Genomic DNA, 10,436 nt, shown 5'->3' on the forward strand with positions numbered 1-10,436 from the left:
TGGGCGAGCGGCCAGAAGGGGCGGCGCGGTCGTTTCGACCCCGAGGCGTTCGACGAGCAGAAGGTCAAGTTCGCCAATCCGGCGCCGCGGCTGAAGCGGCTGCTGGCGTACATCGCCTCTCAGCGACGCTGACCTCGCCGCCAGCATATGAAAGCTCGCTTTAATATTTTCGAGATAAAGTAAAGCGTGCTTTAGTGTGATTTCGGAAATCAAAGCGCGCTTTCAATGACCCGGACCACCGGCACCGAAGCCATCACGACCACGCTGGGCGAGTCCGTCCGCGCCTTCGTGCCCCGACCCTTGCCTCCAACGGAACCGCCGCTCGCCTCAGCGTCCTTCGCCGAACTGAACCGGCAGGCTGAACTGGCTCTGGCGCGTCTGGCGGGTGTGTCGGGTCTGGTCCCGTCGGTGGACTGGCTGCTTTACAGCGCCATCCGGAAGGAGGCGCTGCTGACCTCGCAGATCGAGGGCACCCAGGCGACCCTCACCGACCTGTTCGACGACGAGGCGGGCCTGAAGCTCAGAAACACCGACGACGTCGAGGAAGTCACCAACTACCTCCGCGCGTTTCGTTGGGTCCGAGGGCAACTGCGCGACCCGCAGGGATTGCCCATCAGTGTCCGTCTCCTGTGTGAGGCCCACCGGCTGCTTCTGGGTGGTGCGCGCGGTGCTGGCAAGCAGCCCGGCGAGCTTCGGCGTTCGCAGAATTGGATTGGCGGTACGCGCCTCGGCAACGCGGCCTTCGTGCCACCGCCGCCCCAGCAGGTGGGTGATCTGCTGTCGGATCTCGAGCGTTTCATCCATGTTGCCGACCCCGAGCTGTCACCGCTGGTCCGGATTGCGTTGATCCATGCCCAGTTCGAAACCATCCATCCCTTCCTGGATGGCAAAGGTCGTATCGGACGTCTGCTGATCGCAGCGCTCATGGAGCAGTGGGGCCTGCTGGCCGAGCCGCTGATGTACCTGAGCGGCTACCTCAAGCAGCATCAGGCGGAGTACTACCGACGCCTGTCCGCCATCGGCAGCGAGGGCGACTGGGAGGGATGGGTTGCCTTCTTCCTCGACGGTGTCGTGGCGGCTTCCGGCGATGCCGAGCGCAGCATCATCGATTTGGCCAGCCTGATCACGGCCGATCGCAAGCGGTTGCTGGAGTCCCCGAAGGCGGGGCCGATCAGCTATCGATTGTTCGAGTTGCTGCCGATGATGCCGCGCTTCAGTGTCGAGCACGTTCGCCAGCGGTTGGAGACGACGTTTCCAACGTCCAGCGCCGCCGTGAAGCTGCTTGAGGATCTCGGCATCCTCACCGAGCTGACCGGGCAGAAGAAGAACCGTGTCTACAGCTACCAGGCCTATATCGCGCTGCTCTCCCGGTGAGGCAACGACGAGGCCTTTACTCAGATTGATGGGTCGGCAGGCCGCTTGTCGAAGGTCGAGAATCGATTGCAATCGGCGTTGGCGTCCAGCGTCGCTCACGGCCGCGAAAGCTCCGGAGCGCGTGTTGCATCGACTTGGGCATAATGCAACCTATCGCCATCGTTGAACTTTCAAGGCTTCCGAAGCCGTTGGTCGGGGGTTCGAATCTCTCCAGGCGCGCCATTTCCCTCTGGGACGAATTGGGGACAGATCTGGGACAGCGCCAATTTCCCGCAGGTGCCGGAATGAGTAAAGGCGCGGCAATGCCCGAATCCCCGACCAAGCATTCTTCCCCCGCGTGGACCTTCGCGAAGCGCTTCCGTCGCGGTGCCTTCGGCTGGAAGTCGGATATCGCCTTGCGGCGTCTCGGCGAGGCCGAGGCGGAGATCCTCGCGGTCCAGCGCCATGACCCGGCGCTCGCCGCTGAAGGCGCTGTCCGCCTGCTTGAGAAGATCTCCCCCGCTTTCGAGAACGTCGACGATTCCTCCGGCCGGCTCCAGGCCGAGCTGCGTGGGGTGTTCGAGGACTTCGCGCGCCTGATCGGTTCGGTCGACGTCGCCTGCAAGACCCGCGATCGCTGGCTGGAGCGCCTGTGGCAGGCGATCCTCGATGACGAGATGCCGTGGATCGAGGGCTTGGGCGACCACTGGGGCACCTTGTGCGGTAGCCCCGAAGTCGCCTCGTCGTGGGCGGACCGCTTCCTCCCGGATCTGCGGGCGTCCTGGTCGTCGCGAGCCAAGGGCGACGCCTGGTTCCCCGGGACGGATGCCTGCCTGTCCAGCCTCTATGCCGCCGGTCGGCATGCCGAGCTGTTGACCTTGCTGGAGTCCCCGCACACCCACAGTTGGTGGGACTACCTCCAGTGGGGCGTGAAGGCTCTGCTCGACCAAGGCCAGAAAGAAGCTGCCCTCGCGATGGCGGAGCGCGCCTACGCGGGTGGCCGCTATCGGCACGCCATCGCCGAGGCCTGCGAGTCGATCCTGCTGGACCTAGGCGATCGCGAGCGCGCCTATCGGCAATACGCGATGGAAGCCCATCAGCGGCACACGAACCTCGCCACGCTGAAGTCCTTGGCGGCCCGTTACCCCGAGAAGGACAAGGCCACACTCGTCGCGGATCTGGTGGAAGCCCACCCCGGCAGCGAAGGCAAGTGGTTCGCCGCCGCGAAGAGTGCGGGCCTCTACGACGTGGCGCTGCGGCTGGCCGCCAGCAGCCCGACCGATCCGAAGACCTTGGCGCGGGCGGCTCGTGATTTCGCCCAGAAGCAACCCGGGTTCGCCTTGGAGGCTGGCCTGCTCGCCCTTGGTTGGATTGCCAAAGGCTATGGCTACGAGATCGATGCGTTCGATGTCGCCATGGCATGGCGGGCCTGCCAAGCGGCGGCGGCGGCGGCCGGCGTCAGCGACGATGCGCTACGGAAGCGCGTCGAGGCGCTGTGTGCTGGATCGACCAAGGCCGAACGCTTCGTTCGCGCGGGTGTCGGGCTTCCTCTCGCAGCACGCTGATCGTTGCAGCGGCCTCGCGCTGGTTACGCCAGCGTGGCGCGACTCAAAGAAAGCAGCCTCCGGAGATGCAGGGACAGTTCAACTTTCAAGGCGTCCCAAAGCCGGGTCGGGGGTTCGAATCCCTCCGGGCGCGCCAATTCCTGAAGCGAACACGAAGGCGTGCATCGACAGCGCGCCATGCCGGCAGCCGCCCTACAGCCGTTCCACGTTGCCCAGCTCGCCTGCCGCCATGTCGAATTCGTAAAGGTTGTGCGTGAGGCTGGCCGAGCCGACCACCAGCACGCCGTCCTCGCGCAGCGGTCGAAGCGCGGCGCCCAGCGCGGCGGCGGTGCGCGCATCGAGGTTGGCGGGCATCGAGCGCTGCACCATCGGCACGTCGGCCTGCGGGTAGAGATGCCGCATCGGCACCCAGGCGCCGTGGTCGAAGCCGCCGAAATCGTGGATCGTTCGCGGTGCGCTCGCGCCGGTGAGCCACAGGCCGCGCGTCATCCAATGCGGCGAGATCAGGGCGGGAACGCAGTGTTGCCGCGCCCCGCCTTGGCCCGGCGGTTTACTCGGTGATGGTGAAGCTGCCGGTCTCGCAGAGGTCCTCGGCGGCCACCGTGGTCTCGCTGCCGTCGTCGAACACGAACTTCATGTCGTACGCGCACTGCGTGCGGCCGTCGGCGATGGTGATGCTCACGCTCTCGCCCGCGCCCAGCACGTCTGCCCCGAGGATGTCCTCTTCCCAATCCCCCACGTCGGCTGGCGACGCGTAGAACTCCGTGAGCACGCCGGAGGTGTCGTTGGTCAGTTCGAACTCGAGGTCCTCGGCCGCGACGCTTCCGGCGAACGCGAGGCCAAGCAGGGCAATGAGCAGGGAGGAGGGGCGGGCAAGGCGCATATGGGGTTCCTTGGTAGGCCCCAGGCTTTCGGGGCCCGTGTACCCTACCTCTTGCGCCGTTCCGTGGGGGTTTCCCATGCTGCTTTCCAGTGTCGATGGCACGCTGCTCTTCCTGTCGGTCGACGTCGTCGGCTCGACGCCCTTCAAGCAGGCGCATGCGGCCGATTCCGGCTGGATCCCGCCCTTCGCCCGCCTGTTCCGCGAGTTCCCGCTCGTGTTCACCGGCGAGATCGGCATGGCCTTCGCCGATGCGGAGGAGTTGGTGCCCTTCGGCGTGTGGAAGGTGATCGGCGACGAGATCGTCTTCGTGGCTGCGCCGCGCACGCGGCAGGACGCCCAGCGCGTGCTGCGCGGTTTCGCCGCCGCCGTGGCGCGCTACAGCGGCACGCTCGAAGCCGACTACGGCCTGAAGCTGCGCGGCATCGCCTGGAGCGCCGATGTCTCCGGCCGCAACATGAAGGTGGAGATCCCCGAGATGTCCGGCGGCCCCGAGGGCGGGGTGTACGTCGACGTGCTCGGCCCCGACATCGACTTCGGCTTCCGCCTCGGCAGCCATGCCGAAGGGGCCGAAGTGGCGCTCTCGTATCCGCTGGCCTTGCTGATGCTGGAGCTCGGCGACACCGAGGCCGTGCGCTGGCTGGGCCTCGGCGTGCTGAAAGGCGTGCTCGGCGGCCGCGCGCTGCCGCTCTTCCTGCTGCGCCACGACCGCGCGCCGCGCGGGCTGGCCGTGACCGCCGCGCAGATGAACGCGCATGTCGATGAATTCCTCGCCGACCTCGGCGAATTGCGCCCGCAGGCGCCGCCGCGGGTGACCCTGCCCGACGAAGCGGGCGCCTGAGCATGGCGCATCGTTCGCCGCGCGAGGGCGCCACGCCGGCCCTCGACCGCGCCACCTTGGCCGCGCTGCTGGCCAAGCACGCGCCGGGCCGCTACCGCATCCGTCCGCTGTTCGAGGCCGTGGTGGTGTTCGTGGCGGTAATGCTGGCCACCTTCATCACCGTCAGCTTCATCCACCTGCGCGCGCTCGAGGCGCAGAAGCAGGAAATCCGCCAGGGCCTGCTGCGCACCGCGAACGTGCTCTCCACGCTGGTGGACGTGCAAGCGCATCGCGGCTTCGACCGCGTCGAGATCGAAACCACGCCGGGCTTCATCGCTGCCGAGCAGCTGCTGATCCGCGCCAAGCAGGCCGACCGGCAGATCGCCTTCCTCTACACCGCCGTGCTCGATGGCGACACCGTGCGCTTCGTGCTCGATGCCACCCTTCCGCCGCTCGCCGGCGAAGAGGACACGCGCGTGGCCCTGCTTCAGGCCTACGACGACCCGCCCGCGGAAATCGTCGAAGCCCTGCGCAGCGGTGAAACCCGCGCCAGCGCCGAGCCCTACACCGACGAGTGGGGAAGCTTCGTCAGCGCCTACGTGCCGCTGCGCGACGCGAACGGCCAGGCCATCGGCGTGCTCGGGCTCGACCTTGAAGTGTCGGCGTACCTGGCTCGCCTCGAACCCATCGAGCGCGCCACCCGGCGCGCGCTGGTCACCGCCTTCTTCATCGCCTTCCTGATGGGCTCGGCGGTGTGGTTCCTGCGCCGCTTCATCCTCGTGCTGCACCACCGGCGCAACGCGCTCTACGACGACCTGCAGGCCATGCAGGCGCGGCTCGACGCCGGCCACGACGACGCCACGGGCCCCTCGGCATGAGCGACGCCTCGCAGCGGGCGGCGATCGCGGCGGCGCTGATCGTCCTCGCCAGCCTGCTGCAGGCCATCTCCGTCGGCATCAATGCGGTGATCTTCCCGACCGCGTTGGAAGGCTATGGCATCGACAAAAGCGTGATCGGCGTGGTGATGGCGGTCGAGTTCGTCTCGGTCTTCATCGTCAGCGGGGCGCTGGGCCGTTTGCTGGGCCTGGCCAGCCTGTACAGCTGGCTGCTCGTTTCCACCGCCATCCGCCTGCCGGCCCTGCTGCTGCTCACGTATGTGGTCGATGTGCCGCACTGGCTGCTGTTCGTGGCGCTGCACGGCTTGGGCAACGTGCTGTTCGGCACCCTGCTGCAGACCTGGATCAACAGCATTCCCTTCGAACGCGCGCGCGGCCTGTCGATTGCGATGTACGGCACCGCCATCTCGGTGGGCCTGGCGCTGGGCCCGGTGCTGGTGAACCAGCTCGACACCGTGGGCGCGCTGCTGATGCCCAGCCTGCAAGCCATCGATGCGCTGGCCGACACCCACCTCGGCCTGCACCCGGACGAACTGGTGACCGAAACGACGCGCATCGCGCTGATGCTGAGCGCCATGCTGAGCACCCTCGCCGCGCTGCCGCTGCTGCTGGGCCGCGTGCTCGCGCCGCGTTTCGAGCGGCCGGGGCAAGGCCGCCTGCTGCCCACGCTGCGGCAGGCGCCGGCCGCGATGTTCGCGCTGGCGCTCACCGGCGCCACCATCCTCGGCCTGCAGGGTTTCATCACCCTGTACGGCATGAACAACGGCCTCGCCTTCGAGCAGGCGGCCCTACTGCTCTCGGCCTTCATGCTCGGCGCCATCGCGCTGGAGATGCCGGTGGCCTGGGTGTCGGACCACTTCGACCGCCGCTACGTGATGATGGCCCTCGTGCTGCTCTCGCTGGTGGCCGCCGTGGGCCTGCCCATGGCCATCTACGACCTGTGGCTGGCGCGCGGCCTGCTGTTCGTGTGGGGCGGCGTGATGGGCGGCCTGTATTCGATCTGCCTGACGGTGATCGCCGAGCGCTTCGAGGGCGACGCGCAGGTGGCGGCCAATGGCATGGCCTCGATCATGGAGGCGCTGGGCGGCATCTTCGGCATCCTCGCCATCGGCGTGGCCATGCAGGCCTTCCAGGTGGATGGTTTGCCCTATGTGCTGATGTTCGCCTGCGTGCTGTATTTCACCTTCGCGCTCACGCGCTACCCCATCCGCTGAAACCCCGAACCCGCCGAGGCCCCCGATGATCAAGCCGCAAGACGCCGTCGGCGAGAACCCGCACTACCAGACCATGCTGGACATCGGCTTCCCCGCGAAGCGCGAGGACTGGCGCGACGAGCAGGCCGTGTACAAGGACGGCAAGCTCACCATCGCCGGCCACCCGGTGATGGAGGACTGGGAAGACAACTACATGAAGGCCCTGGCCGACGTGGCCGCGCGCGGCGGCGGCCGCGTGCTGGAGCTCGGCTTCGGCATGGGCATCTCGGCCGGCCACGTGCAGGCGCACCCGCTGCGCGAGCACGTGATCATCGAAGCGAACGCCGGCGTGTTCGAGCGCCTGCAGGCCTTCGCCGCCGAGCACCCGAACGTGACCCCGATGTTCGGCTTCTGGCAGGAGGTGACCGCACAACTGGAGCCCGGCAGCTTCGACGGCATCCTGTTCGACACCTACCCCACGCAGGGCGAGGAGGTGGCCGCGCACTGGTTCTTCTTCGCCGAGGCGCACCGCCTGCTCAAGCCCGGCGGCGTGTTCACCTATTTCTCGGATGAAGTGCGCGACTTCTCACCGCGGCATCGGCAGGCGCTGGCGGATGCGGGGTTCACCGACGTCGTCGCGGAAGTGTGCGAGGTCGATACGCCGGGAGAGTGCTTGTACTGGAAGGACAAGACCATCGTGGTGCCGATTTGTACGAAGCGGTGATGGCTACGGTGAGGGTTCTTTGATTCTTCAGACGTAATGTCGTGAAGAATGAAGTGATCACAAGAGATCTGCGCTTCGAAGCGCTTCAGAGGCCTTCTGTTTGACGAGTGACAGAGGCATCGGCAATCTGATAATTGCAGCCTGCGCTTTAGTGCAGAGGCTGAGAAATGCGCTGCTCCGAATCAATGCCACCTGCTTGACTCAAGAGAACGCCCCGCCTGATGCGTTCATTGCTTTCCGCCTGACCTCAACACACCTAAAAGATGCCAAACGAAATGAACATTAAGAGCATCAGCGGATTTCTTGATGCCGCCAAGAAGACGGCAGCAAAGAAAACATATACCGGTCGCTTTACGTGCCCGGATGTGCAGTGGACTGGGACGGGCTCAGACCTGATGGCAACCTTTACGATCACGGGCGAAGAGCTCGCCGACGCTGCTGAGTCCGGGCTGATCTGGACGGACCAGGACGTTCAACGCGGAATTGTCCCTGGAGTCGATCCCCTACCTTCTCGGGAGATTTCTCTTCAAGCTGGGTATCCGGACCGTCGGAAGTATGTTTTCAATGAAGCCAATGCCGATGAGATGGTTGAGAAGCTTCTCTCCGGCGACAAGCTATTTCTGAATCCACTCATCTGGAACCTTCGACCAGGCACCTTCGAAGCATTTTGGGACGAGTGTTCAGCAAGCATTTTCATCTACGCGGGGCGCGTTTACTTGCCTGACTCTCACCATCGCCATCAAGCGATCCTGAAGGCAACTCGCTTGTGGCGGGACGCTCCAAGAGACTATCCAAAGTTCAAGGGCGATAAGCAGTTCAAGGTTGAGCTTTACTTCCTCACGAAGGAAGACGAGGGCAACTATTTCTTTGACAAAAACAACAGGTCGGCGCCTACAGCAAAGTCGAAGGGATATGACCTCACTACGACAGACGACCTTTCGTTGCTTGCAAAGCTCGCAATCGATCGATCGAAAGCGCTTGCCGGCAATGTCAACAGGGTTACTGATCGACTGACTGCAGGTAATCGTCAGGTCGTAACGCTATCTACGTTGCGCGAGATGATGAAGAGCTTTTCGCCGGAGCCAACGGTTGACGCGTCGGAGTTGGAGGGTATGGCGCTTGTAGCTGCGAACTTCTACGACCGGCTCGCTGCGATCCGTCATGAGCTTGCACATCTTCAGTTGACCGAGCGCAGGCGCGTACGAGATGAGTTGATTGTGGATTCGGCGGTCATGATGCATGGGTATGCGTCACTCATGCGCCAATACAACGAAGACTTGGCCAAGAAGGGGCAGGTTGCCGCAAACAAGGATTGGGATCGCAGACTTGCGATGCTTAGCGCCGTTCCAAGCTATCGGTTTGGGAGGTGGTCTGGCGACCTTTTCAGCAAGGCAAATCCGCTTTGGCAAGAAGTCGGAGTGGTAAAGCCGGGAAGTTCGGGTGACCGGCTGACGGTTGTGAACACCGGCGGCGCTCGCAGCGAGTGTGGGCGAATACTCAGGCAGTTGATCGCGCTTGAGCGGCGTCCGGAAGACCTCGGCTTTCTGTCTGCTAGGTAGGCTTCGATATGCCCAATCGAGAGTCTCTCCTTGCGGGTCGAAACAATCAGCCGCTTTCTGATGGGGACATTCGCCGCGTTTTCAACACCTTTCTTGGCCTTGATCCAACCTTGGTAGTGCGCTACGTGCCGGGCGGTCGAACTGTGTTTCGAGTTCCTGCGGCTGACCCGGATGGTGGCGACTGCGAGGTTACATTTGGGGAAGACATTTACCCGGGCCAATCGGTTGTTGACCCGAATTCATCCCTTAGTTTGCAAGCGGCGGCCGCTCACGAAGTCACTCATTTCTGTCGTTGGAGGGACAAGACTGAACTTGTTCGTGCAGATCTCGAGGAAATAGATGAGGCGCTCACGAGTCTAGAGGCAGTGCTCCGATTTCCTCGACAGCTCAACGACCATGACATACGGCAGCTGATCTCAGACGCAATACAGCGACTGCAGCTTTATGCAAATCGAATTGAGGCAAGTGAGGACTAAGGGGGCGGGGGCGACCAAGCCTGAACTGCCGTAGGTGTGAGTGGCCTGCGTCGGGAGTAAGAAGCTTGATCGGAAAGATTCAGGACTAAGGAGATTCGATGCCTTACACGTTCGAACTGGTTCCTTTGTGATGACGGGTCTGCATCAAGGACACTCTCGCAATACGCCCGAAAAACACCAAGAACTGTGTCTGCAATCCAGCAAGGCACATGAGATTTGTCCGCGATAGCTAGTCGCTCTATTCGGAGAGGCCTTCGTGAGTTTGCGGCGTCAAGGCCTTGCACAACACCGCGGATGGCCGCCTCTGTCTTCGCCCTGCTCACTCGGGGATTGTTCTCGACGTCGATGCTAAGGACCTTTCTATCGCATCGAGCAGCCACGATTTGGATCAGCGAGTAGAGGGCCGTCAAGTAGGTTGACTCATAGTCCTTGGAAACCTTGCAGACGACTATGTACGCACGAAAAGGAAGCTCCGAAACTACTTTGACTACGCTTTCCCTAAGGCTTCGATTTGCTGATGCGTAGTGCAAGCCCTCCTTTGCAATGTCTCTTTTCTTGCCGTCGGCAAATGGATCGGCGAGATAGCTGTCCCGAAGCGCAATCAGGGGGGCTGACACCTGTGTTGCTTCGTTGAACACTGCGGCACACAGAGCCAGATACTCCTGGCCAGCAATCTGGAAGCCTGTTTCATCGATGGCGACCCCGCGATCTTCAGGGATGCGCTCCCATCGTGGAGAGTATGAGGGTCGCACGTTGTCCCTCTCCAGAATCTGCCGCCATAGTTCGCGATAGTCGAACTTGCCTCCTTCGACATGCGCGACGTACTGCACCGAGTCTGTAACGTCAACTGTGTAACTGCCCTTTGAGCGAGACTGCGGGTGACCCCGCGAGGAGCAGCGACATGGCGTTATCGAAAGCGATGCTGGACGAGCTGACGGCGGGATACAAGACGCCGCAGGAGCTGGAGGGT

General features: G+C 63.6%; 9 protein-coding genes. 7 read left to right on the plus strand and 2 right to left on the minus strand.

The window, feature by feature from the left end:
- Window positions 1–225 precede the first annotated feature (225 nt).
- Together O9255_RS13690 and O9255_RS13695 are read left to right on the plus strand one after the other, a co-directional pair.
- Complete coding sequence (locus O9255_RS13690) at window positions 226–1,374, plus strand: Fic family protein (protein ID WP_297867426.1); 1,149 nt, start codon at window positions 226–228, stop codon at window positions 1,372–1,374.
- A gap of 302 nt (window positions 1,375–1,676) precedes the next feature.
- Window positions 1,677–2,918 carry a hypothetical protein gene (locus O9255_RS13695; protein WP_297867427.1) on the plus strand — a complete coding sequence of 414 codons (1,242 nt, stop codon included), beginning with the start codon at window positions 1,677–1,679 and terminating at the stop codon, window positions 2,916–2,918.
- Between the two features lie 192 nt (window positions 2,919–3,110).
- On the opposite strand, the gene O9255_RS13700 is transcribed toward O9255_RS13695, so the two are convergent.
- On the minus strand, window positions 3,111–3,407 hold the full coding sequence (locus tag O9255_RS13700; RefSeq protein ID WP_297867428.1) for a hypothetical protein: 297 nt from the start codon (window positions 3,405–3,407) through the stop codon (window positions 3,111–3,113).
- Window positions 3,408–3,468: 61 nt separating this feature from the next.
- A complete protein-coding gene (locus O9255_RS13705) occupies window positions 3,469–3,801 on the minus strand; it encodes a hypothetical protein (protein ID WP_297867429.1) in 333 nt (110 codons plus the stop codon).
- Between the two features lie 76 nt (window positions 3,802–3,877).
- Here O9255_RS13705 and O9255_RS13710 point away from each other — a divergent pair, with 76 nt between their 5' ends.
- From O9255_RS13710 to O9255_RS13730, 5 genes are all read left to right on the plus strand, one after another.
- The gene (locus O9255_RS13710; protein ID WP_297867430.1) at window positions 3,878–4,639 is read left to right on the plus strand and encodes a hypothetical protein; all 762 of its coding nucleotides are present in this window, start codon (window positions 3,878–3,880) and stop codon (window positions 4,637–4,639) included.
- A 2-nt stretch (window positions 4,640–4,641) separates the two neighbouring features.
- Complete coding sequence (locus O9255_RS13715; protein WP_297867431.1) at window positions 4,642–5,496, plus strand: hypothetical protein; 855 nt, start codon at window positions 4,642–4,644, stop codon at window positions 5,494–5,496.
- Window positions 5,493–6,728 carry an MFS transporter gene (locus O9255_RS13720; protein WP_297867432.1) on the plus strand — a complete coding sequence of 412 codons (1,236 nt, stop codon included), beginning with the start codon at window positions 5,493–5,495 and terminating at the stop codon, window positions 6,726–6,728. The genes O9255_RS13715 and O9255_RS13720 overlap by 4 nt, the downstream gene beginning before the upstream one ends.
- A gap of 25 nt (window positions 6,729–6,753) precedes the next feature.
- A complete protein-coding gene (locus O9255_RS13725) occupies window positions 6,754–7,431 on the plus strand; it encodes a class I SAM-dependent methyltransferase (RefSeq protein WP_297867433.1) in 678 nt (225 codons plus the stop codon).
- Between the two features lie 275 nt (window positions 7,432–7,706).
- Window positions 7,707–8,990: a DNA sulfur modification protein DndB gene (locus tag O9255_RS13730; protein ID WP_297867434.1), complete on the plus strand. Its 1,284-nt coding sequence runs from the start codon at window positions 7,707–7,709 to the stop codon at window positions 8,988–8,990.
- Window positions 8,991–10,436: the final 1,446 nt, after the last annotated feature.

The sequence above is a fragment of the Silanimonas sp. genome (assembly GCF_027530345.1).
Lineage (GTDB): Bacteria > Pseudomonadota > Gammaproteobacteria > Xanthomonadales > Xanthomonadaceae > Silanimonas.

Bases quoted from the DNA above. Each gene is read 5' to 3' on its own strand.
- O9255_RS13730 (WP_297867434.1), top strand. From the start codon at position 7,707: ATGAACATTAAGAGCATCAGCGGATTTCTTGATGCCGCCAAGAAGACG.
- O9255_RS13725 (WP_297867433.1), top strand. From the start codon at position 6,754: ATGATCAAGCCGCAAGACGCCGTCGGCGAGAACCCGCACTACCAGACC.
- O9255_RS13715 (WP_297867431.1), top strand. From the start codon at position 4,642: ATGGCGCATCGTTCGCCGCGCGAGGGCGCCACGCCGGCCCTCGACCGC.
- O9255_RS13710 (WP_297867430.1), top strand. From the start codon at position 3,878: ATGCTGCTTTCCAGTGTCGATGGCACGCTGCTCTTCCTGTCGGTCGAC.
- O9255_RS13695 (WP_297867427.1), top strand. From the start codon at position 1,677: ATGCCCGAATCCCCGACCAAGCATTCTTCCCCCGCGTGGACCTTCGCG.
- O9255_RS13720 (WP_297867432.1), top strand. From the start codon at position 5,493: ATGAGCGACGCCTCGCAGCGGGCGGCGATCGCGGCGGCGCTGATCGTC.
- O9255_RS13690 (WP_297867426.1), top strand. From the start codon at position 226: ATGACCCGGACCACCGGCACCGAAGCCATCACGACCACGCTGGGCGAG.
- O9255_RS13700 (WP_297867428.1), bottom strand. From the start codon at position 3,407: ATGACGCGCGGCCTGTGGCTCACCGGCGCGAGCGCACCGCGAACGATC.
- O9255_RS13705 (WP_297867429.1), bottom strand. From the start codon at position 3,801: ATGCGCCTTGCCCGCCCCTCCTCCCTGCTCATTGCCCTGCTTGGCCTC.